Origin of the sequence: Streptomyces sp. NPDC094032, from assembly GCF_040303965.1 — a bacterium.
In the GTDB taxonomy this organism is placed as follows: Bacteria; Actinomycetota; Actinomycetes; order Streptomycetales; family Streptomycetaceae; genus Streptomyces.
In genome coordinates, this window is record NZ_JBEOUE010000004.1 from 275,054 (window position 1) to 300,849 (window position 25,796).

The 25,796-nt window shown below is 72.5% G+C and carries 25 protein-coding genes; 19 read left to right on the forward strand and 6 right to left on the reverse strand.

The features are described 5' to 3' along the window. The first annotated feature begins 99 nt into the window (after window positions 1-99). The 5 genes from ABTZ54_RS09375 to ABTZ54_RS09395 all read left to right on the forward strand — a co-directional run bounded on the left by ABTZ54_RS09375 (window position 100) and on the right by ABTZ54_RS09395 (window position 4,325). The gene (locus tag ABTZ54_RS09375; RefSeq protein WP_351659023.1) at window positions 100-1,179 is read left to right on the forward strand and encodes a nitronate monooxygenase; all 1,080 of its coding nucleotides are present in this window, start codon (window positions 100-102) and stop codon (window positions 1,177-1,179) included. Beyond that, window positions 1,176-1,919: a 16S rRNA (uracil(1498)-N(3))-methyltransferase gene (locus ABTZ54_RS09380; protein ID WP_351659026.1), complete on the forward strand. Its 744-nt coding sequence runs from the start codon at window positions 1,176-1,178 to the stop codon at window positions 1,917-1,919. Before ABTZ54_RS09375 ends, ABTZ54_RS09380 begins: the two co-directional genes overlap by 4 nt. A gap of 95 nt (window positions 1,920-2,014) precedes the next feature. After that, the gene (locus ABTZ54_RS09385) at window positions 2,015-2,374 is read left to right on the forward strand and encodes a histidine triad nucleotide-binding protein (RefSeq protein WP_351659029.1); all 360 of its coding nucleotides are present in this window, start codon (window positions 2,015-2,017) and stop codon (window positions 2,372-2,374) included. Between the two features lie 14 nt (window positions 2,375-2,388). Next, entirely contained in the window at window positions 2,389-3,291 is a 903-nt protein-coding gene (locus ABTZ54_RS09390; RefSeq protein WP_351659031.1) for a ribonuclease Z, read from the forward strand. 29 nt (window positions 3,292-3,320) lie between these two features. Beyond that, window positions 3,321-4,325 (forward strand): adenosine deaminase, encoded by a 1,005-nt coding sequence (locus ABTZ54_RS09395; RefSeq protein WP_351659034.1) that lies wholly within the window; start codon window positions 3,321-3,323, stop codon window positions 4,323-4,325. A 111-nt stretch (window positions 4,326-4,436) separates the two neighbouring features. Here the strand turns inward: ABTZ54_RS09395 and ABTZ54_RS09400 are convergent, their stop codons facing one another. Next, on the reverse strand, window positions 4,437-5,738 hold the full coding sequence (locus ABTZ54_RS09400; protein WP_351659037.1) for an MFS transporter: 1,302 nt from the start codon (window positions 5,736-5,738) through the stop codon (window positions 4,437-4,439). 240 nt (window positions 5,739-5,978) lie between these two features. On the opposite strand from ABTZ54_RS09400, the gene ABTZ54_RS09405 reads away from it, so the two are divergent. The 5 genes from ABTZ54_RS09405 to ABTZ54_RS09425 all read left to right on the forward strand — a co-directional run bounded on the left by ABTZ54_RS09405 (window position 5,979) and on the right by ABTZ54_RS09425 (window position 10,497). Continuing rightward, the gene (locus ABTZ54_RS09405; RefSeq protein WP_502997215.1) at window positions 5,979-7,121 is read left to right on the forward strand and encodes a carbohydrate kinase family protein; all 1,143 of its coding nucleotides are present in this window, start codon (window positions 5,979-5,981) and stop codon (window positions 7,119-7,121) included. A 112-nt stretch (window positions 7,122-7,233) separates the two neighbouring features. Further along, window positions 7,234-8,319 (forward strand): PhoH family protein, encoded by a 1,086-nt coding sequence (locus ABTZ54_RS09410; protein WP_351659043.1) that lies wholly within the window; start codon window positions 7,234-7,236, stop codon window positions 8,317-8,319. A 12-nt stretch (window positions 8,320-8,331) separates the two neighbouring features. Then, window positions 8,332-8,829 carry an rRNA maturation RNase YbeY gene (gene ybeY, locus ABTZ54_RS09415; protein ID WP_132913975.1) on the forward strand — a complete coding sequence of 166 codons (498 nt, stop codon included), beginning with the start codon at window positions 8,332-8,334 and terminating at the stop codon, window positions 8,827-8,829. A gap of 10 nt (window positions 8,830-8,839) precedes the next feature. Continuing rightward, window positions 8,840-10,147, forward strand: coding sequence for a hemolysin family protein (locus tag ABTZ54_RS09420; protein WP_351659047.1), 1,308 nt, complete (start codon window positions 8,840-8,842; stop codon window positions 10,145-10,147). Further along, a complete protein-coding gene (locus ABTZ54_RS09425; protein WP_351659050.1) occupies window positions 10,144-10,497 on the forward strand; it encodes an MmcQ/YjbR family DNA-binding protein in 354 nt (117 codons plus the stop codon). Before ABTZ54_RS09420 ends, ABTZ54_RS09425 begins: the two co-directional genes overlap by 4 nt. A 1-nt stretch (window position 10,498) precedes the next feature. Here ABTZ54_RS09425 and ABTZ54_RS09430 read toward each other — a convergent pair whose 3' ends face one another. Further along, window positions 10,499-11,905 (reverse strand): MFS transporter, encoded by a 1,407-nt coding sequence (locus ABTZ54_RS09430; RefSeq protein WP_351659053.1) that lies wholly within the window; start codon window positions 11,903-11,905, stop codon window positions 10,499-10,501. A 92-nt stretch (window positions 11,906-11,997) separates the two neighbouring features. Here ABTZ54_RS09430 and ABTZ54_RS09435 point away from each other — a divergent pair, with 92 nt between their 5' ends. The 6 genes from ABTZ54_RS09435 to era all read left to right on the forward strand — a co-directional run bounded on the left by ABTZ54_RS09435 (window position 11,998) and on the right by era (window position 17,576). Further along, window positions 11,998-12,885: a helix-turn-helix transcriptional regulator gene (locus ABTZ54_RS09435; protein WP_351659055.1), complete on the forward strand. Its 888-nt coding sequence runs from the start codon at window positions 11,998-12,000 to the stop codon at window positions 12,883-12,885. A gap of 93 nt (window positions 12,886-12,978) precedes the next feature. Then, entirely contained in the window at window positions 12,979-13,341 is a 363-nt protein-coding gene (locus ABTZ54_RS09440; RefSeq protein WP_351659058.1) for a cytidine deaminase-like protein, read from the forward strand. 205 nt (window positions 13,342-13,546) lie between these two features. Beyond that, the gene (locus ABTZ54_RS09445; protein ID WP_351659061.1) at window positions 13,547-14,023 is read left to right on the forward strand and encodes a hypothetical protein; all 477 of its coding nucleotides are present in this window, start codon (window positions 13,547-13,549) and stop codon (window positions 14,021-14,023) included. Between the two features lie 192 nt (window positions 14,024-14,215). Beyond that, window positions 14,216-15,553 carry a beta-xylosidase gene (locus ABTZ54_RS09450; protein WP_351659064.1) on the forward strand — a complete coding sequence of 446 codons (1,338 nt, stop codon included), beginning with the start codon at window positions 14,216-14,218 and terminating at the stop codon, window positions 15,551-15,553. Window positions 15,554-15,617: 64 nt separating this feature from the next. Next, window positions 15,618-16,604, forward strand: a complete 987-nt coding sequence (locus tag ABTZ54_RS09455) for a DUF916 domain-containing protein (RefSeq protein ID WP_502997207.1) — start codon at window positions 15,618-15,620, stop codon at window positions 16,602-16,604. Between the two features lie 21 nt (window positions 16,605-16,625). Then, entirely contained in the window at window positions 16,626-17,576 is a 951-nt protein-coding gene (era, locus tag ABTZ54_RS09460; protein WP_502997208.1) for a GTPase Era, read from the forward strand. 4 nt (window positions 17,577-17,580) lie between these two features. Here era and ABTZ54_RS09465 read toward each other — a convergent pair whose 3' ends face one another. The 3 genes from ABTZ54_RS09465 to ABTZ54_RS09475 form a co-directional block, all read right to left on the reverse strand. Beyond that, the gene (locus tag ABTZ54_RS09465; protein ID WP_351659070.1) at window positions 17,581-18,384 is read right to left on the reverse strand and encodes a hypothetical protein; all 804 of its coding nucleotides are present in this window, start codon (window positions 18,382-18,384) and stop codon (window positions 17,581-17,583) included. 131 nt (window positions 18,385-18,515) lie between these two features. Then, window positions 18,516-18,782: a protealysin inhibitor emfourin gene (locus ABTZ54_RS09470; RefSeq protein ID WP_351659073.1), complete on the reverse strand. Its 267-nt coding sequence runs from the start codon at window positions 18,780-18,782 to the stop codon at window positions 18,516-18,518. Between the two features lie 20 nt (window positions 18,783-18,802). Then, entirely contained in the window at window positions 18,803-19,867 is a 1,065-nt protein-coding gene (locus ABTZ54_RS09475) for a M4 family metallopeptidase (protein ID WP_351659076.1), read from the reverse strand. A 295-nt stretch (window positions 19,868-20,162) separates the two neighbouring features. On the opposite strand from ABTZ54_RS09475, the gene leuA reads away from it, so the two are divergent. From leuA to ABTZ54_RS09490, 3 genes are all read left to right on the forward strand, one after another. Continuing rightward, the gene (gene leuA, locus ABTZ54_RS09480) at window positions 20,163-21,932 is read left to right on the forward strand and encodes a 2-isopropylmalate synthase (protein ID WP_351659079.1); all 1,770 of its coding nucleotides are present in this window, start codon (window positions 20,163-20,165) and stop codon (window positions 21,930-21,932) included. 239 nt (window positions 21,933-22,171) lie between these two features. Continuing rightward, the gene (locus ABTZ54_RS09485) at window positions 22,172-23,506 is read left to right on the forward strand and encodes a choice-of-anchor A family protein (RefSeq protein ID WP_351659081.1); all 1,335 of its coding nucleotides are present in this window, start codon (window positions 22,172-22,174) and stop codon (window positions 23,504-23,506) included. Window positions 23,507-23,660: 154 nt separating this feature from the next. After that, window positions 23,661-24,356, forward strand: coding sequence for a tellurite resistance TerB family protein (locus tag ABTZ54_RS09490; protein WP_351659084.1), 696 nt, complete (start codon window positions 23,661-23,663; stop codon window positions 24,354-24,356). Here ABTZ54_RS09490 and ABTZ54_RS09495 read toward each other — a convergent pair. Beyond that, window positions 24,331-25,767, reverse strand: coding sequence for a tetratricopeptide repeat protein (locus ABTZ54_RS09495; RefSeq protein ID WP_351659086.1), 1,437 nt, complete (start codon window positions 25,765-25,767; stop codon window positions 24,331-24,333). The two genes, ABTZ54_RS09490 and ABTZ54_RS09495, sit on opposite strands and share 26 nt — an antisense overlap. Window positions 25,768-25,796: the final 29 nt, after the last annotated feature.

The window sequence follows — 25,796 nt, forward strand, 5'->3', positions numbered from 1 at the left end:
CGGTTCCGCATCGAGCGGGGCCGCCTCTCGGCGTACCCCCTCCCGTATGCCGTCCCGTACCGATTCGGCCCGCCCGCGCGGGCATGACACGATGCCTGCATGTCCACCGCACTGAACGATCTCTCTCGTCATCCGATCGTGCAGGCCCCCATGGCGGGTGGCGCCTCTTCCCCCGAGCTCGTCGGTGCCGTGTGCGAGGCGGGGGCCCTCGGGTTCCTGGCCGGCGGGTACAAGACCGCGGGCGGGCTCTACCAGGAGATCAAACGGGTCCGCGGGCTCACCGGACAGCCCTTCGGGGTCAACCTCTTCATGCCGCAGAGCGGCCAGCCCGCCGACCCCGCCGCCGTCGAGGTCTACCGGCACCAGCTCGCCGGGGAGGCCGGCTGGTACGAGACGGAGCTCGGGGACCCCGACCAGGGCCGTGACGACGGGTACGAGTCCAAGCTGGCGATCCTGCTCGACGACCCGGTGCCGGTGGTCTCCTTCACCTTCGGCTGCCCCGACCGCGACGCGCTCGACGCCTTCGCCCGGGTCGGTACGTTCACGATCGTCACCGTCACCTCCGTCGAGGAGGCCCGCACCGCCGAGCGCGCCGGCGCGGGCGCCCTGTGCGTGCAGGGCACCGAGGCCGGCGGGCACCAGGGCACCCACCGCGACGACCCGGCCGACGGGCCGTCCGCAGGCAGCGGCAGCGGGCTGCTCGCGCTGCTCACCGAGGTGCGCGAGAACACCCTGCTGCCGATCGTCGCCACCGGCGGCATCATGCGCGGCCGGCAGATCGCCGCCGTCCTCGCCGCCGGAGCCGACGCGGCCCAGCTCGGCACCGCGTTCCTGGCCTGCCCCGAGTCCGGCGCCGACCCGCTGCACAAGCGGGCCCTGACCGACCCGCTGTTCACCCGCACCGAGCTCACCCGGGCCTTCTCGGGCCGCCCGGCCCGCGGCCTGGTCAACCGCTTCATGCGCGAGCACGGGCCGTACGCCCCCGCCGCCTACCCCGAGGTCCACCACCTCACCGCCCCGCTGCGCAAGGCCGCCGCGACCGCCGGCGACCCGCAGGGCATGTCCCTGTGGGCCGGCCAGGGCCACCGCCTGGCCCGCGACCTCCCCGCCGCCCGGCTCGTGGAGGTCCTCGCAGACGAACTCCACACCGCACTGACGAGCTCCAGGAGCACCCCGTGACCGCACCCGTCTTCGTCGTCGACACCGTGCCCCCGGTGGGCGGCTTCCTCCTGGGCGGGGCCGAGGGGCGGCACGCCGTCTCCGTGAAGCGGCTGCGGGCCGGGGAGGAGCTGGTGCTGACCGACGGGAGCGGTGCCTGGGCCGCGTGTGTGGTCGTCGCCGCCGAGGGCAAGGACCAGCTGACCGTCGACGTCACCGCCGTCCACGCGGACCCGGCGCCCGCGCCCCGTATCACCGTCGTGCAGGCCCTGCCCAAGGGCGACCGCGGCGAGCTGGCCGTCGAGACCATGACCGAGACCGGCGTGGACGCGATCGTGCCGTGGGCCGCGCAGCGGTGCATCACGCAGTGGAAGGGCGACCGCGGGCTCAAGGCGCTCGCCAAGTGGCGGGCGACGGCCCGCGAGGCCGGCAAGCAGTCCCGCCGCACCCGCTTCCCCGAGGTCGCCGACGCGATGACCGGCAAGCAGGTCGCCGCCCTCCTCGCCACCGCGGACTTCGCGGCCGTGCTGCACGAGGACCGCGACCACCCGAGCGGGGCGCTCGCCACCGCCGAACTCCCCGCGAGCGGCGAGATCGTGCTCGTCGTCGGCCCCGAAGGAGGCGTCTCCCCGGAGGAGTTGGCGCTCTTCGAGGCCGCCGGAGCCAGGCCGTACCGTCTCGGGCACAGCGTGCTGCGCACCTCCACGGCCGGCACGGCGGCGACCGCGCTCGTCCTCGGCCGCACCGGGCGCTGGTCCTAGCTCCCACGGCATCCCACGGCATCCCACGGCATCCCCCGGCGGGGTCCCGATAGCATGCGCGTGTACTGATCAACGGAGTCGAGGAGGACCGGGCCATGGCCGGAGAACCGCAGGACGACTGCCTGTTCTGCAAGATCGCGGAAGGGGACATCCCGGCGACGATCGTGCGCGAGACCGAGACGACCCTCGCGTTCCGCGACATCAACCCGCAGGCGCCCACCCACGTCCTGGTCATCCCGCGCCTGCACTACCCGGACGCCGCCTCGCTCGCCGCCGCCGCGCCGACGGTCGCCGCCGACGTGCTGCGCGAGGCCGGCGAGGTCGCCGCGCAGGAGAAGATCGACGGCCACGGCTTCCGGATCGTGTTCAACACCGGCACCGGCGCCGGCCAGACCGTCTTCCACGCGCACGCCCACGTCCTCGGCGGCCGTGGCCTCAACTGGCCCCCCGGATAGGCCGGGACGTCACCGTGTCCGTACGTGAACTGGTCGTCCTCGGCACCGCGAGCCAGGTGCCGACCCGGCATCGCAACCACAACGGCTATCTGCTGCGCTGGGACGGCCAGGGCATCCTCTTCGACCCCGGCGAGGGCACCCAGCGCCAGATGCTCAGGGCCGGGGTCGCGGCGCACGACCTGAACCGGATCTGCGTCACGCACTTCCACGGCGACCACTCGCTGGGCCTGGCCGGGGTGATCCAGCGGATCAACCTCGACCAGGTCCCGCACCCGGTCACCGCGCACTACCCGGCGAGCGGGCAGCGCTTCTTCGAGCGGCTGCGGTACGCCACGGCCTACCGCGAGACCGTGCCGCTGACCGAGGCGCCGGTCGACGCCGACGGGCCGCTCGCCGTCACCGAGGCGTACACCCTCGACGCGCGGCTGCTCTCCCACCCCGTGGAGTCCTACGGCTACCGGCTCACCGAGCCGGACGGCCGCCGCATCCTGCCCGAGCGGCTCGCCGCGCACGGCATCAAGGGCCCCGACGTCGGACGGATCCAGCGCGACGGCGTGCTCGGCGGGGTGACCCTCGACGAGGTGAGCGAGGTCCGGCGCGGCCAGCGGTTCGCCTTCGTGATGGACACGCGGCTGTGCGACGGGGTGTACGCGCTCGCCGAGGGCGCCGACATGCTCGTCATCGAGTCGACCTTCCTCGACGAGGACGTCCGGCTCGCCACCGACCACGGCCACCTCACGGCCGGCCAGGCGGCGGCGGTCGCCCGGGACGCGGGCGTGCGGCATCTCGTCCTGACGCACTTCTCGCAGCGGTACTCCGATCCCTCGGAGTTCGAGCGGCAGGCGCGGGCGGCAGGGTTCGAGGGCGAGCTGAGCGTCGCCCAGGACCTGATGAGGATTCCCGTACCGAAGCGATAGCCCGTCACAGACCAGGAAGCACCAGCACCATGCCCGTACCCAAGGCCGAACTGCACCTCCACATCGAGGGCACCCTCGAACCCGAGCTGGCCTTCGCCCTCGCCGCGCGCAACGGCGTCACCCTGCCGTACGCGGACACCGACGCGCTGCGTGAGGCGTACCGTTTCAGCGATCTGCAGTCCTTCCTGGACCTGTACTACGGCCTGATGAGCGTGCTGCGCACCGCCGAGGACTTCGCCGAGCTCGCCGACGCCTATCTCGCGCGGGCCGGGGAGCAGGGCGTGCGGCACGCCGAGATCTTCTTCGACCCGCAGGCGCACACCGCCCGTGGTGTCCCGTTCGGTGTGGTGGTGGAGGGGCTGGGGGTCGCCCTCGACCGCGCGCAGGAGCGGTACGGGATCTCCACCCGGCTCATCATGTGCTTCCTGCGCGACGAGTCGGCCGAGTCGGCGATGGCGACCCTGGAGGAGGCGAGGCCATACCTCGACCGGATCACGGGCGTGGGCCTCGACTCGGCGGAGGTCGGCCATCCGCCGGCGAAGTTCCGCGCGGTGTACGAGGAGGCCGCCAGGCTCGGGCTGCGGCGGGTCGCGCACGCGGGCGAGGAGGGTCCTCCCTCGTACATCCGCGAGGCCCTGGACGTCCTCGGCGTCGAGCGGATCGACCACGGGCTGCGCTGCCTGGAGGACCCGTCGCTCGTCGAGCGGCTGGCGCGGGAGCGGGTGCCGCTGACGCTGTGCCCGCTGTCCAACGTGCGGCTGCGGGCGATCGACACGATCGAGGACCATCCGCTGCGGGAGATGCTGGCGGCGGGGCTTGTGGCGACGGTCAACTCCGATGATCCGGCGTATTTCGGGGGGTATGTGGGGGACAACTTCGGCGCGGTGCGGGATGCGTTGGGGTTGGGGGAGGAGGAGGTGCGGACCTTGGCGCGGAACTCGTTCGTGGCGGCGTTCCTGGAGGATGCGGAGGGGTTGCGGGGGCGGTATCTCGCGGAGGTCGAGGCGTACGAGTTCGGGGGCGGCGGGGCGTAGCGGGCCAGACGGGAGCGCCTGCGGCGGGTCCTTTCCCCACCCCGCCCCTTCCCGAACCGGGGCTCCGCCCCGGACCCCGCGCCTCAAACGCCGGCGGGGCTGGATTTTGCCTCAGCGACGCTGGAGTTCTGCGGGCCGGGATTGTGGCTGCCGGTGCTTCGCCCGCCGGGCGGAAAATCCAGCCCGCCCGGCGTTTGAGGGCACGGCCGCAGGCCGTCCGGGGGTCTGGGGGCTTGCCCCCAGTTCGGGAAGGGGCGGGGTGGGGGAGAAGCCCCGCAGGGTCGGGAGCAGGGGGCGGCCGTCTGCGTGGCGGGACACCGCCGTCATCGGGATGGCCACCGCGAGGAGCAGGGCGCACAGGGTCAGGCCCATGCCCGGGTAGCCGGCCGTCTCTGACAGGAGGCTGCCGGTGAGGGGGCCGCAGGCTACGCCCAGGGAGGAGGCCGAGCCGACCAGGACGGCCCAGCGGCCGCGTGGGTCCAGGGAGGCGGCCAGGCCTAGCAGGTAGGAGAGGACCACCGGGTACACCGCGTTCCAGAGGATCTCGCCGGTCGCGAACGAGGACGGGCTCGTCGCGGCGGAGCTGAGGAGGACGCAGAGGGCGATGACGACAGTGCCTAGGCCGATGGGGGTCGTGCGGCCCAGGCGGCGGCCCAGCGCCCCGGCCACGGTGACGCCGGCGAGTCCGGCTCCCAGGGCGACGGCGAAGACCAGGCCGAGGGTGACCTCGGAGAGCCCCGCCTGCGTGAGGCCGATCCGGCCGCTGACGCCCCACAGCGCGTTCTGGGCCATCGACCAGCACAGGATCGAGGCGGCGAGGGCGGCCCCCGCGCGGCGCGAGGGGAGCGGGCCGGACGCCGAGCGTTCGGGGCCGCTCGTCGCGCGCGGCAGCCACGCCGTCACCGGCCACACCAGCGCCGCCGTCCCCGCTATCGCCGCGAACGGCAGCGCGTGCCCGCCCCCCAGACGCGGCAGGCCCAGATAGAGCGCGCCCGCCGTCGCGGAGACGCTGAGCAGGCCCAGGGTGGCCGCGCGGTGCGGGTCGGGGCGGCCCGCGATGCCCGCCGCGGCGACGGCGGTCGCGGTGCCGGAGCCGAAGCCGCCGAGGACCGCGCCCGCCACGACCGGCGGCAGCGTGCCGCTCGCGGCGGCCGTCCCGTATCCGAGCACCATGGCGAGCAGCCCGAGCCGGGCGGCCCTGCGGGGGCCGATCCGTTCCACCCGGGACGCCAGCGTGAGGCCGGCGCAGGCCGAGCCGAGGAGCAGGATCGAGCCGACCGAACCGGCTTGCGCGGCACTGAGGGCGAGACCGGCGGAGAGCCTGCCGACGATCGTCGGCAGCAGGTACGGGGCGAGGTAACCGGCCGTGAAAAGGGCTACGAGGGCCCCCAGGGCACGCGGGCGCGCGGGCATGGGCGTTCCAGGGACTGAACGGGGAAATGAGATGACGCCCGGTGATCCACACGGTCGCGGCACCATGTGTATCAAGCATCCGAGTGGGCGGAGAAGGCGTTATCCCCCGATTGGATCTGTGATGTGAGTCACGATCGGTTTGGGGTGGGATTTCGTGGGTATCAAGCGACGACCTCGTTGCGTCACCCCTGCCCCGCCACCCCCTTCGGGCACACTGTCCGGATCAGCACCTGGGTGCCGATCCGCCGCACCACGACCGGGGAGCCTGCCGTGACCGAACGCGACACCGACGTCGACCCGCTGGTCCGATTGCGCGAGCCGACCGACCCGGACTGCGACGTCTTCCTCACGGGCACGGTCTTCCTCGACATCATCTTCACGGGCCTCGACAGCGCCCCCGTGCGCGGCACCGAGTCCTGGGCCCGGGGGATGGGATCGAGTCCGGGCGGGGTCGCCAACATGGCGACCGCGCTGGCCCGGCTCGGGCTGCGCACCTCGCTCGCCGCCGCCTTCGGCGACGACCACTACGGCGAGTACTGCTGGGACGCCCTGGCACAGGGCGAGGGGATCGACCTCTCGCTGTCGCGGACCGTGCCGGGCTGGCACTCGCCCGTCACCGTCTCCATGGCGTACGAGGGCGAGCGGACCATGGTCTCCCACGGCCACGCCGCCCCGCCGCTCGACGGCTCGATGCCCGCCTACCCCCCGCACGCCTACCCGCCGCACGCCCGCGCCGCCGTCGCCTCCCTGGTGCCCGGCCGCAGCGAGGAGTGGGTGGCCAGGGCGGCCCGCGGCGGCGCCAAGATCTTCGCCGACGTCGGGTGGGACGACACCGGGCGCTGGGACCTGGCGGGTCTGGGCGACCTGGAGCACTGCGAGGCCTTCCTGCCCAACGCGGCCGAGGCCATGCGCTACACCCGCACCGACTGCCCGCGCGCCGCCGCCCGCGCCCTCGCCGACAAGGTGCGCTACGCCGTCGTCACGCTCGGCTCCGAAGGGGCCTACGCCGTGGACGGGGGCACCGGCGAGACCGCCGAGGTGCCCGCGATCCAGGTCGCCGCGCTCGACCCGACCGGCGCCGGGGACGTCTTCGTCGCCGGATTCGTCACCGGCACCCTGGCCGGCTGGCCGCTCGCCGACCGGCTCGCCTTCGCCGGTCTGACCGCCGCGCTCTCCGTACAGGAGTTCGGCGGCTCGCTCTCCGCGCCCACCTGGGGCGAGATCGCCGCCTGGTGGCAGACGGTCCAGGGCCACGAGGGCCAGGACCCGGCGGCGCTGCGCGGCCGCTACGCCTTCCTGGAGCGGCTGCTGCCGGTGCCGGACCGGACCTGGCCGCTCCGCAGGGCCGTCCCCACCATCGGTTTCCGGGCCGCGGCCTCGTAGCCGTAAACCACTTCGGGGATGTCCGTACCGAGTCGTAGGCTTGGTATCCGAGAGGTTGTCGAGCAGCGAGAACCCTGCAACGGGAGGTATGTGCAGGCCTTAGTGCCGGCCCATGACTCAGACACCCACAGCCCACGACGGAGCGCCCCTCGACGGGACGCCCGGCCAGGCCCGCGCTCTCTTCACCGTCCCCGCCAAGCACCCCATGGTGACCGTCCTCGGATCCGGTGACAGCCTGTTGCGCGTCATCGAGGACTCGTTCCCCGACGCGGACATCCATGTGCGGGGCAACCAGGTCACCGCGGCCGGAGACGCCGCGGAAGTCGCGCTGATCCAGCGCCTGTTCGACGAGATGATGCTGGTGCTCCGCACCGGTCAGCCGATGACGGAGGACGCAGTGGAACGCTCGATCGCCATGCTCAGGGCGAGCGAGAACGGTCAGGGGGAGGACGGCCAGGAGACCCCGGCCGAGGTGCTCACGCAGAACATCCTCTCCAGCCGCGGTCGCACGATCCGCCCCAAGACGCTCAACCAGAAGCGCTATGTCGACGCCATCGACAAGCACACCATCGTCTTCGGCATCGGCCCCGCCGGTACCGGAAAGACCTATCTGGCCATGGCCAAGGCGGTCCAGGCCCTGCAGTCCAAGCAGGTCACCCGGATCATCCTGACCCGGCCGGCGGTCGAGGCGGGCGAACGCCTCGGCTTCCTGCCCGGCACGCTCTACGAGAAGATCGACCCGTATCTGCGTCCGCTCTACGACGCGCTGCACGACATGCTCGACCCCGACTCGATCCCCAAGCTGATGGCCAACGGGACGATCGAGGTCGCGCCGCTGGCGTACATGCGCGGCCGTACGCTCAACGACGCGTTCATCATCCTCGACGAGGCGCAGAACACGAGCCCCGAGCAGATGAAGATGTTCCTCACCCGCCTCGGCTTCGACTCGAAGATCGTCATCACCGGTGACATCACCCAGGTCGACCTGCCGGGCGGTACGAAGAGCGGTCTGCGTCAGGTCAGGGACATCCTGGAGGGGGTCCCCGACGTGCACTTCTCGACGCTCACGTCGCAGGATGTCGTACGGCACAAGCTGGTCGGCCGTATCGTCGACGCGTACGAGCAGTACGACATCCGCAACGAGGGCCGCAACGCGGGCCGTGGCGACAGCCGCGGCGGCGGCCGCAACGGGAAGTAGAAACAGCAGCACATGTCGATCGACGTCAACAACGAGTCCGGAACCGAGGTCGACGAGCAGGCGATCCTCGACATCGCCCGCTACGCGCTCGCCCGGATGCGCATCCACCCGCTCTCCGAGCTCTCGGTGATCGTCGTGGACGCCGAGGCGATGGAGCAGCTCCACATCCAGTGGATGGACCTCCCGGGCCCGACGGACGTCATGTCCTTCCCGATGGACGAGCTCCGGCCGCCCGCGAAGGACGACGAGGAGCCCCCGCAGGGTCTCCTCGGCGACATCGTGCTCTGCCCGGAGGTCGCCACCCAGCAGGGCAAGGACGCCCCGACGCAGCACTCCATGGACGAGGAGCTCCAGCTCCTCACCGTCCACGGGGTGCTGCACCTGCTCGGCTACGACCACGAGGAGCCGGACGAGAAGGCCGAGATGTTCGGTCTCCAGGCCGCCATCGTGGACGGCTGGCGCGCGGAGAAGGGCCTGACCGGCCCGTCCCCGGCGCCCACCGTCTCCTGAGCGGGCGGCCATGAGTGCTCAGCTGATCCTGGGCGCGGTCGCCCTGGTCGTCGTCGCCTGGCTCGCCGCCTGCGCCGAGGCCGGCATCGCCCGCGTCTCCAGCTTCCGCGCGGCCGAGGCCGTGCGGTCCGGGCGGCGCGGCGCCGAGAAACTGGCGCAGGTCGCCGCCGACCCGACCCGCTATCTCAACGTGGCGCTGCTCGTCCGCGTCGCCTGCGAGATGGCGGCCGGCGTCCTCGTCACGTACGCCTGCCTGGAGGAGTTCCCGGAGACCTGGGAGGCGCTGCTCGTCGCCATCGCCGTCATGGTGCTGGTGTCGTACGTCGCCGTCGGCGTCTCCCCGCGCACCATCGGCCGCCAGCACCCGCTGAACACGGCGACCGCCGCCGCGTACGTGCTGCTGCCGCTGGCCCGGATCATGGGCCCGATCCCGCAGCTGCTCATCCTCATCGGCAACGCGCTCACGCCCGGCAAGGGCTTCCGCAAGGGCCCCTTCGCCTCCGAGGCCGAGCTGCGGGCGATGGTCGACCTCGCCGAGCAGGAGTCGCTCATCGAGGACGACGAGCGCCGCATGGTGCACTCCGTCTTCGAGCTCGGCGACACCCTGGTGCGCGAGGTGATGGTGCCGCGCACCGACCTCGTCTGCATCGAGCGCTACAAGACCGTCCGGCAGGCCCTCACCCTCGCCCTGCGCTCCGGCTTCTCGCGCATCCCGGTGACCGGTGAGAACGAGGACGACATCGTCGGCATCGTGTATCTGAAGGACCTGGTCCGCAAGACCCACATCAACCGGGACGCCGAGGCGGACCTGGTGTCCACGGCGATGCGCCCGGCGGCCTTCGTGCCCGACACCAAGAACGCGGGCGACCTGCTGCGCGAGATGCAGCAGGAGCGCAACCACGTCGCCGTCGTCATCGACGAGTACGGCGGCACGGCCGGGATCGTCACCATCGAGGACATCCTGGAGGAGATCGTCGGGGAGATCACCGACGAGTACGACCGGGAGCTGCCGCCCGTCGAGGAGCTCGGCGACGACCGCTACCGGGTCACCGCCCGTCTCGACATCGGCGACCTGGGCGAGCTCTACGGCTTCGGTCCCGACGAGTACGACGACGAGGACGTGGAGACCGTCGGCGGACTGCTCGCCAAGGCCCTCGGCCGGGTGCCGATCGCCGGTGCCAACGCCGTCGTGGAGCTGCCGGACCGGCGCCGGCTGCGGCTGACCGCCGAGTCCCCGGCCGGCCGCCGGAACAAGATCGTGACCGTGCTCGCCGAGCCGGTCGAGCCGGCCGGCGCCGAGGAGGACCCGGAATCGTGACGCCCGACCAGCTGCGAGCCTTCTGCCTGGACTTCAACGACGCCACGGAGGAGTTCCCGTTCACCCCGGAGACCTCCGTCTTCAAGGTCGCCGGGAAGATGTTCGCGCTGGCGGCGCTGGACTCCGAGCCGCTGCGGATCAACCTCAAGTGCGATCCGGACGACGCCGTACGCCTCCGCGATGAGCACCCGGCGATCGCCCCCGGCTACCACATGAACAAGCGGCACTGGAACACCGTGACCGTCGGCGAGCTCCCGGACCGGATGGTCCGGGAGCTCGTCGAGGACTCGTACGACCTGGTGGTCGCCGGTCTGCCGAAGGCGGTACGGCTCCGGCTCGACCGCCCCTGAGTCACCGGCGGCGCAGCCCGAGGCCGACCACGACGGCCGCGCCGAGCACGATCGCCGCGTCGATGGCGAGGACCGTGCGGACACCCCCGTACAGGCTCTCGCCGGTGGTGGCGAGCACGCCGAGCAGCGGGATGCCGACGGTGATGCCGACCTGCTGGGTGGTGGTCACCAGGCCGGTGGCCAGGCCCTGCTCCTCGTTCGGCACACCGGAGGTGACGGTCACGCCGTACGAGATGATCGCGCCCAGGTGGCACATCGAGGCCAGCGAGACGAAGACGGTGGCGAGGATCGCGCCCGAGGAGGCGCCGATGCCCAGGATCGCCGCCGTGAGCAGGCCCTGCCCGACGAGCGAGACCACCAGGACGCGGCGGGCGCCGAAGCGGCCGATCACCTTCGGGGCGAGCGAGCCCGCGAACACCGACAGGATGCCCTGGACACCGAAGACCAGACCGGTCAGGAAGCCCGAGAGGCCCAGCGTCTCCTGGAGGTACAGGGTCAGGGCGAAGACGACCGTCGACATCATCGAGAAGGTGACCAGACCGCCCAGGTTGCCGAAGGCGACCGTGCGCCGCCTCAGCATCGGCAGCGACACCAGCGGGGCGGAGCTGCGGGACTCGACGACCACGAACGCCGTCAGCAGGGCGACGCCCGCGACCAGGGTGACCAGGACGTCCGCGCCGCCGAAGCCGCGCTCGGCCGCCGTCGACAGGGCGTAGATCAGCGAGAGCAGACCGCCGGTGACGGTCACCGCGCCCGGCACGTCCAGCTTCGGGCGCTCCGGGGTGCGGGACTCGGGCAGCAGGCCCGGCGCCAGCGGCAGCACGATCAGGCTGAACAGGGTGAGCAGGCCCATCGTGGAGCGCCAGCCCAGGGTGTCGGTCATGACCCCGCCGAGGACCATGCCGATCGTGAAGCCCAGCGACAGCAGGGTGCCGGAGATGCCGAGCGCCCGGTCGCGCAGCGGGCCCTCGGGGAAGGTGGTGGTCAGCAGCGACATGCCGGTCGGCACGATCATCGCCGCGCCGAGGCCCTGGAGGGCGCGCCCGGTGAGGAAGGAGGCCGGGTCCCAGGCGAGGGTGGCGAGCAGGGAGGCCGCGCCGAACAGGGCCAGGCCGGTGAGGAACAGCCTCTTGCGCCCGTACAGGTCGCCGAGCCGGCCGGACAGCAGCAGGAAGCCGCCGGACGGCAGGGCGAAGGCGGTGACCGCCCACTGGAGGGCGGCGGGGCTGAGGCCGAGGTCGGCGCCGAGCACCGGCAGTGCCACGTTCAGGACGGAGAAGTCCAGCGCCACCATGAACTGGGCGGCGCAGAGCACGATCAGGATGAGCCGGGAGCGGCCGGAGAGGGACGGGGGAGCGGGGGCGGGAGCCGGAGCGGTGGAGCGGTCCGGAGAGGTCACGGTTGCCATGCCCACGACTCTGGTGGCTCGGGAACAACGGTGGGGAGCGGGAACTTATCCTGTTGGTCGCACCACCAGGCATCCAGGGGGAGGAAGCAGACGTGGCCACGGCATTGGAGAGCACCGACGCGAAGGCGCACCGGCTGGCCGAGCTCCGCGAGTTCCTGATGAGCCGCCGGGCCCGGGTGAGCCCCGCCGAGGCGGGCCTGCCCGACGGCGGTGCGCGCCGCCGCACCCCGGGCCTTCGCCGCGAGGAGGTCGCCGTCCTCGCCGGGGTCGGGGTGTCCTGGTACCAGTGGCTTGAGCAGGGCCGGGACATCACGGTGTCGCCGCAGGTCCTGGACTCGGTGGCGCGGGTGCTGCGGCTCAGCCCGACCGAGCGGCGCCATCTGTACGTGCTGGCGGCGCTGAACCCGCCGGCGCCGGAGCTCGCCCCGGAGGACCGGGACATGTGCCACGGGCTGCGGCGGCTCATCGAGACCTGGATGCCGTTCCCGGCGCACATCATGGACCAGTACTGGAACACCGTGATGTACAACGACGCGGCGGCGATCGTGCTCGGCATGCGGCCGGAGATCGTGCAGAACTGCCTGATCGCCTTCTTCACGGACCCGATCTACCGGGTGCGTTCGCCGCGCTGGCACGAGGTCGCCCCGAAGGTCGTCGCCCAGTTCCGCTCGGCCTGCTCGGAGTGCCCCGACGACGAGGGCTTCCGGGAGGTGGTCGAGGAGGCGAAGGCGGCGAGCGGGGAGTTCGCGGAGCTGTGGGAGCGCCGGGACATCCTGCCCGGCGGCCAGAACCGCAAGGAGCTGGAGCACCCCCTGGTCGGCCCGCTGGTCGTGGAGGCCACCCAACTGCGCGTCCCGGCCCGCCCGGACCTGGTGATCGTCCTGCACACCCCGCTCGCGGAGGCGGACACGGCCGCCAAGCTGGAGTGGCTGGTCTCGCCGGAGGGGCGGCGCGGGGCGATGTATCCGGTGGCGGGCTGAGCGGCCCCCCCCGGGTGTCCGGGGTTCGGTAGGCCGGTGTCCGCAGGTCGGGCGGCCGCTCGTGGGCGGCTCGGGCCGTCCTATCCTCGGATCATGACACTCAACCGCGAGCACGACGACCTCGGTGCCGAGGACCTCAAGATCATCACGCTGGCGCGCAGCGCCCGCGCCCGCAACGGGGTGCCGGAGGGTGCGGCGGTACGCGACGAGACCGGGCGGACGTACGTCGCCGGCACGGTCGAGCTGGAGTCGCTCAAGCTGAGCGCGCTGCGGACCGCGGTCGCCATGGCGGTGGCCAGCGGCGCCCAGTCGCTGGAGGCCGCGGCCGTCGTCTCGGCCGCGGAGACCGCCTCCGCCGAGGACCGCGCGGCGGTGCGGGACCTGGGCGGGCCGGAGACCCCGGTGCTGCTCGCCGGCCCGGACGGGCGCCTCAAGGCGGCGGTCGCGGCGGGCTGAGCCCGTACTCCTGTGCTTCGAGGGGCCCGGCGCGCGTCGCGTGCCGGGCCTCTTGCGCGTTTGTGAAGGATCAACGGAACTTCTCTTGCCTTCCCCGCTCCGGTACGCATCAATAACAGCGACCGGTCCGACGGACCGTCAGATTCTCGCCACAGACGCAGTGTCCGCACCCCTGCGTTCGCCATCGGAAGGGGTACGACCCGTCATGAGAAGCAGAACCGCCTTGGGGACCACCGCGGCGCTCGCCGGAGCGCTCGCCGCCACCGCCCTCGCCTTCGCGCCCGGCGCCTACGCCGTGTCGCCCGGCACCGCCACCGCGAACTACGACTGCGGGTCCTGGGGCGGCGGCGGCGCCACCCTCACGGCCACGCAGAGCGGCACCACCGCGACCATCACCATCACCTCCGCGGTGAAGACGCCGGTCGCGGTCGCCAAGGACACCATCAACTCCACGCTGACGCTGGCCAAGGGCAGCGGCGGCACCCGGGTGTTCACCGGGACCAAGAACCCGGCCATCCCCATGAACGGGTCGGTCACCATGGGCCCGCTCACCGGGACGGTGGCCTCCGGCGACAGTCTCAACTCGTACTTCGGGGGCACCGCGCTCAAGATGGTGATCTTCGGTGTCACCGTGAACTGCGACGCCCTCAGCACGCAGTCGCCCGGGCCCTTCGTGTTCTGAGTCCTTCCCGCACGGCCGACCGGTACCGCCGATGGCGGTGCCGGTCGTTGCTGTGACCTGCGGAAATTCGACAACCGCAGCGATCTTGACAGTATCTGATGGGTCATCAGTCGATGGGTCTCGATTGCATTGACTTCTCTCGGCCCACAGCCGTCAATGGCGCCCTCTCATCCCTCAGGAGGGGACCCACACATGGCACTCGAACGAAGCCGCGCGGCGGCTCGAAGACGGCGTCGCTGGACGGCCGTCCTCGGCGCCACCGCGCTCGCGCTCACCGCCGGCGGCGCGCTCGCCGCACCCGCCGGAGCCTCCACGACCTCCGTCCCCGTGGACTTCGCCACGCACTGCGTGCCGCCGCCGATCGCGGGCATCCCGCCGATCGACGGCACCACCACGGCGCAGATCACGGTCGACAACGGCGCGCCCAAGGTCGGCGACACGGTCAAGGTCACCTACACGGTCACCAAGCCCGCCGCCTCCAACCCGGTGGACCTCGCCCTCCCGGCCGACATCATGACCCCGAGCGGCAAGGTCACCCTCGGCGGTGCCCAGTCCGGCGCGGTCACCGTCACCGGACTGAAGAAGAACCCGCCCATCCCGGGCAAGGGCACCTTCCCGGCGTTCTCCATGACCGGCACCTTCACGGTCACCACGCCCGGCGACATCACCCTCTCGCCCGGCGACTACAACATCCACACCAGCTACATCATGGAGCTGGACACCCCCTGCACCGTCAGCAACGCACCCGTCTCCGAGACGGTCACGGCGAGCGCGCAGCCCGGGGCCAACGAGCGCGCGCTCCAGCTCGCCAACGCCTCCGGCGCGCCCGGCGTCCGGGTCACCGTCTCCGGCTCCAAGTTCACCCCGCTCACCGACGTCACCGTCGTCGGCCGGGCCGGAGCCGCCGAGACCGGCGACCGGATGACCGTCACGACCGACAGCGAGGGCGGCTTCATGGCCCGCCTGAAGGTCAACGACAAGGCGACCACCGGGATCGTCGCGTACGAGGGCGCCGCCTGGGACCCCGCCAAGGGCGCGGGCCCCGTCGCGTACCAGGTCATCGACGACACCCCGGCTCCGCCGAACAGCCAGAAGATCACGGCCTCGGTCAAGGCGGGCCAGCTGTCGATGACCCAGGCCGGTGACACCGTGCAGCTCTCGGCCGTCGACTTCGGCCAGGGCGGCGCCGCCACCGGACCCCTCCAGACGGTGACCGTCAAGGACTTCCGCGGCGGCCCCGCGGGCTGGTCCCTGAGCGGCAAGGTCACCGACTTCACCGGACCGGGCGGGGCCATCGGCGCCGACCGGCTCAGCTGGACGCCGTCCTGCACCACCAAGGAGGGCAGCCCCAGCACCTGCGTCCCCGGCGCGGCCGGACCCGTCGGCGCCACCGGCGCCACCCTCGCCTCCACGCCCAACGGCACCCTCACCGGCGGCGAGTTCACCATCGACGCGGGGCTCTCCCTCGACGTCCCGGCGTTCACGGCGCCCGGCGGTTACGCGGGCGTGCTCACCCTGACGCTGTCCTGACCGCCCGACGGGCCGGCCGCGCACCCGGCCGGCCCGTCGCCGACTTCCCAAGGGGTCCGCACCCGTGCGCAAGCCGTACGTCCTCCTCCTGAGGGTCCTCCGCGTCCTGAGCCCGCTGGTCGCCGCCCCGCTGCTCGGCGGGCTGCTCGGCGGGCTCGCCGCCGCGCCCGCCTCCGCCGCCGAGAACGGCGAGTGGGCCGTCTACCCGGCCGCCTCCCAGCTCGGCAGCCGCCCGTACTTCTACCTCTCCGCGGACCCCGGCACCGCCGTCACCGACCGCGTCACCGTCGCCAACAAGACCGCCGCCCCGCTCAGCTTCCTGCTGTACGGGGCCGACGCGTACAACACCGAACGCGACGGCGGCTTCGCCGTCCGCACCCGGCAGGAGCGGCAGACCGGCGCCGGCGCCTGGATCAGGCCCGCCCGCGACCGGGTCACCGTCCCGGCGCACTCCGCCGTCACCGTCCCCTACACCCTCACCGTCCCCGCCGACGCCGAACCCGGCGACCACCCCGGCGCCGTCGTCGCCCTCGACGAACGGATCGCCAAGGGCTCCGGCGGCTCCGTCGCCCTCGGCGTGCAGCGCGCGGTCGCCGCCCGGGTCTATCTGCGGGTCGGCGGCCCGACCGTGCCCGCCCTCGGCGTCGAGGACGTCACCCTCGACCAGGACCGGCCGCTCGTCCCCGGCGCCGGCACGAGCACCGCCGTCGTCTCGTACACCCTGCACAACCGCGGCAACGTCACCCTCAACCCCAAGGTCGCCCTCAAGGCCCAGGGGCTCTTCGGGCGCACCCTGCTCACCCGCGACCTGGACCGGCTGCCCGCCGAGCTGCTGCCCCGGCAGAAGATCCGGCTCACCGCGCGGTGGACCGGAGCCCCGCAGCTCGACTGGGGCGACCTGACCCTGACCGCGACCGCCAAGGACGTCCGCGAGTCCGGCCGGGTCTCCTTCCTGGCCCTGCCCTGGCTGCCCCTCGCGGTGCTCGTCGCCGGGGGTGCGGCGGGCCTCGTCGGCCTCCGGATCCGGCGGCGCAGGGCACTGAGTACGTGAGGTGGCCGTCCATCGGGGAGAATGGCCCCCATGAGCGCTCGTACTGATGAGAACACCGCCCCCCACCGGGCCGGCTTCGCCTGCTTCGTCGGCCGCCCCAACGCGGGCAAGTCCACCCTCACGAACGCTCTGGTCGGCCAGAAGGTGGCCATCACCTCCAACCGGCCGCAGACCACCCGGCACACCGTCCGGGGCATCGTGCACCGCCCCGACGCCCAGCTGATCCTGGTCGACACCCCCGGCCTCCACAAGCCGCGCACCCTGCTCGGCGAGCGCCTCAACGACGTCGTGCGCACCACCTGGGCCGAGGTCGACGTGATCGGCTTCTGCCTGCCCGCCGACCAGAAGCTGGGCCCCGGCGACCGCTTCATCGCCAAGGAGCTCGCCGAGATCAAGAAGACGCCCAAGGTCGCGATCATCACCAAGACCGACCTGGTCGACTCCAAGACCCTCGCCGAGCAGCTGATCGCGATCGACCTGCTCGGCAAGGAGCTCGGCTTCGAGTGGGCGCAGATCGTCCCCGTCTCGGCCGTGGGCAACAAGCAGGTCCAGCTCGTCGCCGACCTGCTCATCCCGCTCCTGCCGGAGTCCCCGCCGCTGTACCCGGAGGGCGACCTCACCGACGAGCCCGAGATGGTCATGGTGGCCGAGCTGATCCGCGAGGCCGCCCTCGAAGGCGTACGCGACGAGCTGCCGCACTCCATCGCGGTGGTCGTCGAGGAGATGATCCCCCGCGAGAACCGCCCGGCGGACCGGCCGCTCCTCGACATCCACGCCAACGTGTACATCGAGCGCCCCAGCCAGAAGGGCATCATCATCGGCCCCAAGGGCAGCCGCCTCAAGGAGGTCGGCATGAAGTCCCGCAAGCACATCGAGGCCCTGCTCGGGACCCCGGTCTTCCTCGACCTCCACGTGAAGGTCGCCAAGGACTGGCAGCGGGACCCCAAGCAGCTGCGGAAGCTGGGCTTCTAGCAGGTCAGACGAGGGACGACGGGGCTCCCGCGACGGCGCCGGCGGGAACCCGGACCTTCACCGGCTCACCCTGCCCGGTGAGGGTCAGGGTGGTCGTGGACTCGATCACTCCCTCGATGATCATCTCCAGCCGGACCTGCGCGAGCCGGCCGCGTCCGTCGATCCACACATCGGCGGTGGCGGGTATCGCGCCGCCCAGCATGTCGCGCATCTGGTCGACCTTCTTCCGGGCGTCCGCCGACATGTTCAGCGTCAGCGCCGCATGGGTGAGCTCGCCCCGGTAGCGGGTGGCGGAGGTCCCGGCCAGGTCCTCCTTCCCGACCCGCTGGTAGCGCTCCGCCCGGACCGCCTGGCGCAGCAGGAACTCGGGGTCGTTGCCGGGGGCCTTGAGGAGCCGCTCGGCCTTCATCTCCGAGCGGTCCACGAACGTCCAGTCGGCCGACTCCAGCTTCGTCCCACCCCGCAGGTAGAGCCGCTCAGGGGTGAAGACCTGCTCGAACCGGGCCGCGTCCTCGATGCCGACCACGAGCGTTCCCCGCTTCTGCCTGAAGTCATGGCCGCCCTTGCCCGTGACGGCGTACGCGCGGTCACCCGGCCGGCCGACCTCCCACCGGTACGCCGTACGGGCCGAGGTGAGCCCCTCGACGGCCGCCTTCACCACCCGCGCGTGGTCGGCCTCGGCCGTCGCGGAGGCGGATGCGGATGCGGTGGGCGCGGTGGTCTTCGGTGCGGCGGCCGGGGCCTTGGCCGCGCACCCGGCGGTGAACAGCGTGAGGCAGGCCAGGGCCGAGGACAGGGAACGGCGCATGAGGGTGGAACTCCAGGAACAGACGACATGAAACGGGAGGACGGGCACGGCGTACGCCTGTGCCCGTCGTCCATTCGTGCAGCCTATCCAGGGCGTACCGAGGCCCTGACCTGGGCTTCCCCAGGCAGGAGCTACGCGCCCTCGTCGAGGACGAGCTGGATCAGCTCGCGCTGGTCGGGGGTGAGGTCCGGGTCGGCCCATTTCACGGTCTTGCCGTCGATCGTGATCTCGTAGCCGAAGCCGTCGGGGACGCCGCGGCTCTCCGGCTGGGGTGGGGCGGCGAGGGCCTCGCGGGCCAGGGTCCTCAGTCGCTCGTGTTCGGGTCGGCCGTCCGTTTCCAGCTCGGCCGACTTCTCGATGCCCGCGAAGCCCCCTGTGCGTACGACGCGAATCTTCATGGGGCCTGTCTACCGCACCCTCAGGAGGTCGGCACGCCGACGGTCGCCCAGGCCTTGAGGACGGCCTGGACCTCCTTGCCCTCGCCGTAGAGGGTGCGGGCCGTCGCGGCCGTGGCCCGCGCGAAGGCGGCGAAGTCGGCGTCCGACGCGAGCTCGCCGCCGGTCATCACCCCGTACCAGATCTTTCCGGCCCGGTCCCAGGCGTTGCCGCCGAGGTCGGTGGCCAGCAGGTAGAAGGCGTGGTTGGGGATGCCGGAGTTCAGGTGCACCCCGCCGTTGTCGCGGCTGGTGTGGATGTAGCCGTCCATGGTGGAGGGCTGCGGGTCCTTGCCGAGGACGTCGTCGTCGTAGGCGGTGCCGGGCTCCTTCATGGAGCGCAGGGCGACTCCCCGGTCGATGGCGGGGCCGAGGAGTCCTTCGCCGATGAGCCAGTCGGCCTGTTCGGCCGTCTGGCCCAGCGCGTGCTGCTTCACGAGCGAGCCGAAGACGTCCGACACGGACTCGTTGAGGGCGCCGGACTGGCCGTAGTACTCCAGGTTCGCGGAGTGCTGGGTGAAGCCGTGGGACAGCTCGTGGCCGATGACGTCCACCGGGATCGTGAAGTCGAGGAAGAGCTCCCCGTCGCCGTCGCCGAACACCATCTGCTCGCCGTCCCAGAAGGCGTTGTCGTACTTCTCGTCGTAGTGGACGCTCGCGTTCAGCGGCATCCCGTTGCCGTCGATCGAGTGATGGCCGAAGGCCTTCAGATAGAGGTCGAACGTGGCGCCGAGTCCGTCGTACGCGCGGTTGACGGTGGCGTCCGCGCTCGCCGGACCGCCCTCGTCGCGGACCTTGACGCCGGGCAGCGTGGTGCCGTGCCCCGCGTCGTACATCGTGCGCAGGGGCGTGTCCGACAGCGCGCCGGCCGGTGCGGCCAGGGGCGCGATCCCCCTGGCGGCGGTCACCCGGCGGCGGGTGCGCTGGGCCCCGTCGATCTCCAGGGTGCGCTGCGCGGGCTCGAAGAAGCGGGGGTCCTCGGCCTGCGCCAGCCGGTCCAGGAGGTGCGGCGGGACGATGGTGCAGAAGACGGGCGTGTGGGAAGTCATGACGGCAATGTCGCACTGAGTGCCCCGACTGTCACGACTAGCGACCATGATTGGCGAAATGGAGTGATGGATCACCTTTCGGGATTGACGCCGACACCGTCCCGCATACTGAAACGGGACGTCCGCCCCCGCCAGTGCTGGGCTATGGTGACGCACATCATGCGTTTCGGGCTGCTTCTCCTTAGCTGCCGCGGCGAGGGCCTGTAGTCGTAGGCCGACCCCCTCCCCGCGGGTTTCGGTGTTGCGTTCGACAGTCGGCCGTCCCTGTTCCAGGACTTCCGAGGAGCCCTACGCAATGTCCCAGTCGCCGTTCGTCAGCCGTCCGACGCCCGTCACCACCGCGACGCACACCCAGAAGCCGTCCGGGATGCCCGTCCACAAGTACGGGCAGTACGAGGCCGTCGACATCCCCGACCGCACCTGGCCCGACCGCCGCATCACCAAGGCGCCCCGCTGGCTGTCCACGGACCTGCGCGACGGCAACCAGGCCCTGATCGACCCGATGAGCCCGGCCCGCAAGCGCGAGATGTTCGACCTGCTGGTCCGGATGGGCTACAAGGAGATCGAGGTCGGCTTCCCGTCCTCCGGCGAGACGGACTTCGCCTTCGTCCGCTCGATCATCGAAGAGGGCGCGATCCCGGACGACGTCACCATCTCCGTACTGACCCAGGCCCGCGAGGACCTGATCGAGCGGACCGTGGAGTCCCTGAAGGGCGCCCACCGCGCCACCGTCCACCTGTACAACGCCACCGCGCCCACCTTCCGCCGGGTCGTCTTCCGCGGCTCGAAGGAGGACATCAAGCAGATCGCCGTCGACGGCACCCGCCTGGTGATGGAGTACGCCGAGAAGCTGCTGGGCCCGGAGACCACCTTCGGCTACCAGTACAGCCCGGAGATCTTCACCGACACCGAGCTGGACTTCGCCCTGGACGTCTGCGAGGCGGTCTGCGACGTCTGGCAGCCCGGCCCCGGCCGCGAGATCATCCTCAACCTGCCCGCCACCGTGGAGCGCTCGACGCCCTCCACGCACGCGGACCGCTTCGAGTGGATGGCCCGCAACCTGACCCGCCGCGAGTACGTCTGTATCTCCGTCCACCCGCACAACGACCGCGGCACCGCCGTGGCCGCCGCCGAACTGGCCGTCATGGCCGGCGCCGACCGCGTCGAGGGCTGCCTGTTCGGCCAGGGCGAGCGCACCGGCAACGTCGACCTGGTGACCCTGGGCATGAACCTGTTCAGCCAGGGTGTCGACCCGCAGATCGACTTCTCGCAGATCGACGAGGTCCGCCGGACCTCCGAGTACTGCAACCAGATGGAGGTCCACCCCCGCCACCCGTACGCGGGCGACCTCGTCTACACCGCCTTCTCCGGCTCCCACCAGGACGCCATCAAGAAGGGCTTCGACGCCATGGAGGCCGACGCGGCCGCCCAGGGCAAGACCGTCGACGACATCGAGTGGGCGGTCCCGTACCTGCCCATCGACCCCAAGGACGTCGGCCGCTCCTACGAGGCCGTGATCCGGGTCAACTCGCAGTCCGGCAAGGGCGGCATCGCGTACGTCCTGAAGAACGACCACAAGCTGGACCTGCCCCGCCGGATGCAGATCGAGTTCTCGCGGATCATCCAGACCAAGACCGACGCCGAGGGCGGCGAGGTCACCCCGGCGCAGATCTGGTCCGTCTTCCAGGACGAGTACCTGCCCAGCGCGGACGGTTCCGCGGCCTGGGGCCGTATCCAGCTGCGCTCCGGCCAGTCGACCTCCGACACGGACGGCACCGACACCCTGAAGGTCGAGGCCGTCGTCGACGGCGTCGAGACCGTCCTGACCGGCTCCGGCAACGGCCCGATCTCCGCCTTCTTCGCCGCCCTCCAGGCGGTCGGCGTGGACGCCCGCCTGCTGGACTACCAGGAGCACACCATGAGCGAGGGCGCCTCCGCGCAGGCCGCCTCGTACATCGAGTGCGCCATCGACGGCAAGGTCCTGTGGGGCATCGGCATCGACGCCAACACCACCCGCGCCTCGCTGAAGGCGGTCGTCTCGGCGGTCAACCGCTCGGCGCGCTGAGGCACCTCCCGGGCCGCTGCCCCGCACCCCTCCGAGGGGCGCGGGGCAGCGGCGCGCCCGGGAAGTGTGTGAAGTGCGTCACGGTTTCAGGTTCACTTAAGGAAGATCCTGTCGACATGCCGGAATCGGCGGCATATCAGGTGAGTTGACGCCACATCAGGGCATGACGGAAGGTCGGCACGTCCGCCTGGATCATCCCCGGACACCACCCTCCCCGCACTCCTCGACCTGGAGCTCGCATGCGCACGTCCGCCGCCGTGGCCGCCGTCCTCGCCGTGACCGGAGCCGCCCTCACCTGGGCCCCCGCCGCCTCCGCCACCACCGCGTGCGAGACGAATCCGCTCGGTACGGCCGGCCGCTACGCCGAGTTCGTCGAGAAGGACTCGATACGCCACTCCGACTCCGAGGGCGCCGTCGCGGTCGGCGGCGACGCCACCTTCGGCGACCCGAAGCAGCCCTCCGGCTTCTCCATCGGCAGCCGCCTCACCTCCGGCGACCTCGCCGCGCTCCCCGGCGGCCACAGCCTCGTCGTCGGCGGCACCCTCTACGCCAACCAGGTCGTCCTCGACAAGGGCACCGGCATCGCCGGCAAGGTCGTCGACCGCTCCACCAAGGGCTCCGGCTTCGGTGTCGACGGCGACAAGGTGAAGGAAGGCGGCTCGCCGACCTCGCCGATCGACTTCGGCAAGGAGTTCACCTCCCTGCGCGCCCTCTCCACCGGCTGGGCCGCCGTCGAGCCCAACGGCACCGTCGGCCGCTCCACCGACTACCAGGGCCTGATGCTCACCGGCACCGACGCCAAGCTGAACGTCTTCGCCGTGTCCGCCGCCGACCTCCAGAAGGCCGGCGCGATCTCCCTCAAGGTCCCGGCCGGCTCCTCCACCCTCGTCAACGTCCTCGGCGGCTCGTACGACATGAGCACCGCCCCCACCTACGGCGTCTACCTCTGGGACGAGGCCAAGGGCGCGCTGGTCATGGACGACTACAACGCGGGCAGCGACGCCTTCAAGAACGTCCGCTCCAAGCTGCTGTGGAACTTCCCGCAGGCCGAGAGCGTGAAGAAGAACTACACCTCCTGGCCCGGCACGATCTTCGCGCCCAACGCCACCGTCGAGATGGGCGGCCCCGGTGTCGGCCCCGGCCACGTCAACGGCTCCGTCGTCGCCGAGAAGCTGGTCACCGTGCCCGGCGCCGAGACCCACCAGATGAACTTCACCGGCTGCCTGCCCACCGACACCACCCCCGGCAAGCCCCCGGTCACCCCCGAGCAGCCCAAGCCCACCCCGACGGACGTCCCCACCAAGCCGGCGACCCCGACCACCCCGTCGGGCAGCCCGTCCGGCCCGGCCACCCCCACCCCGTCGGAGTCGTCCCCGTCGTCCCCGGCCTCCCCGTCCCCGTCCTCCTCCACCTCGGAGGGCGCTCCCGCCCCGTCCCCCTCGTCCACCCCGGAGGGTGATCTCGCCACCACCGGTTCGGCCTTCGGCCCGGCCGCGATGGGGATCGCCGGCGCGATCGTCCTGCTCGGCGGCGGCTTCCTGGCCTTCGCCAAGCTGCGCAAGCGCGCCTCCTGACCTCCCGACCGAGACCCGCCGGACCCCCGAGGGGCCCGGCGGGTCTCGGCCATCTCCCTGTCGTTCTGCTGACGAGGTGCTGACGCCGCATCATCGATGTGGCTAACATCACGCCAACACCGGCAGTGCTGCCGGGACGTGGAGGAGGTGCGGCGTGCGGTCGACGCGGAAGTCATCGGACCGGAGCAGGGTTCTCTGCGGGATCCGCACCTCCTGGAACACGATCGGCGACGGCGAGTTCTTCTGCGAGGAGTGCGGCGGGGACCGCAACTACCGCCGCCGCACCGGCCGCCGCCGCTTCGCCCTCCTCGGCGTGCCGCTGCTGCCCCGGGGCGCCGCGGGACCGGTCGTCGAGTGCGCCGCCTGCCACACCCACTTCGGTACGGACGTGCTGACCCACCCGACCACCGGCCGCTTCTCCGCGATGCTGCGCGACGCCGTCCACACCGTCGCCCTCGCCGTCCTCGCCGCCGGCGGCACCACCTCCCGCACCGCCGTCGACACCGCCGCCGCCGGGGTCCGCGCGGCCGGGTTCACGGACTGTACGGCCCTCCAGCTCATCGACCTCGTCGAGGCGCTCGCCGCCGACACCGGGCGCTTCCTGCCCGACGTCAGCAGCGGCGGAGCGGCCCTCGCCATCGAACTCCACGAGGCCCTCGAACCCCTCGCCCCGCACCTGGCCGCCGCAGGCCGAGAATCGATCCTGCTCCAGGGCGCCCGCATCGCCCTCGCGGACGGCCCGTACAGCCCGGCCGAACGGGAGGTGCTGGGGACGGTCGGCAACGCGCTGGCGCTGTGCGCGGACGACACGGCGCGGTTGCTGGCTACGGCGCGGACCACGTCGTTGTAGGGGTGCCCGCCGCTCGTTCCGTCGCCCCCAGGTGGGCGAAGGTCGCGTGGGCGGCGGTCAGCGCGTGCCGGGCCGAGCCGGTGTCGCCCGCCGCCCGTTCCGCCGCCGCGAGGAGCGTCAGCGTCCGCGCCTGCTCGTACGGGATCCCCAGCCCCCGCCAGAGCGCCAGCCCCCGCCGCAGGGGCTCCCGCGCTCCCGCGCCCCGCGTGCACGCCCCGCGCGCGGTGGCGGCCATCGCGGCGAGCAGCGGCACACCCCGCGCCGAGGCCAGCGCCTCCAGCTCCACCACCGCCCCCTCGGCGGCACCGGGCCCGCCGACCGCGAGCCGCACCTCGACGAGGGCGGCGAGCAGACGGGCGCGGCCGAGGACGTCGTGCGACGGGTCGCTCTGGCAGTCCAGGGCCAGCAGCAGCCCGGCGAGCGCCGCGTCCGCCCGGCCCTGCGCGAGCCGGAGCAGCGCGAGCCCCGGCTGGGGGACCCGGCCAAGACCGTACGCGCGGGCATACGAGCGGGCCGCCTCGTCCAGGCGCCCCTGCCGGCGCTGCACCTCGCCCATGGCGTACGAGGCGGCGGCCGTGGCGTCGAGCGCGTCCTCCAGGGCCTCCTGGCACACCAGCCGCGCCTCCTCCTCGGCACGCGCCCAGTCGCCGAGCAGGTCGAGCACCTCGACGTGATGGAGGCGGCAGGGGGCGCGGAAGGGGTTGGGCGCGGCCGCGCACCAGGTCATCGCGGCGCGCGTCCACTCCACCCAGCGCCCGAACTCCGCCGCGCCCCTGCACGTGTCGAGCGTCAGGCGGTACAGGAGGCCGGTGGTCGTCGCGCTCGGCTCGCCGCGCGCCACGGAACCCATCGCCGCGTCCAGCAGCGCGAGCCCCTCGGCCCGGCGGCCCCAGGCCAGGAGCAGCGCGCCCTCGGCCTGGCGGCTCAGGGCGAGCAGGCCGGGGCCGCCGGAGCGGGCGGCGAGCCGGTGCATGCGCCGGGCGGCGGCGAGAGCGGCGGCCGGATCGTGCCGCGCCTCGGCCTCGGCGATGTCCGTGAGGGCGAGGAGGCACTGTTCGGGGCAGTCGGGCCGCCCCTCCAGGTGGTGCCGGGCCCGGTGCAGCCAGCCCGCCGAGGCGACGGGCCGGCCGAGGCGCCCGTACGCCTGGTGGAGCCACCAGGCCGTGCGCCCGGCGCCCCGCCAGTCGCCCTCGGCCACGTGGGCGGCATGGGCGCGCAGGCGGACGGAGACCGACTCGTCGACGTGCCCGGACCACCAGGCGGAGTCGGCGAGCGCGTCGAGATCCCGGGGGCGGAGGGGGCCCCGGGGGCCGGCGGGGTGCCGGTCGGCCTCGTGGAGGCGGGCGTAGGAGCCGGGACGGTCCTCGGGGGCCGCCGAGCCAGGGCCTCGGGCCCGCTCGCGGACGCTCATGGCGGTCACTTCCCTTCGCGCCCCCCGTG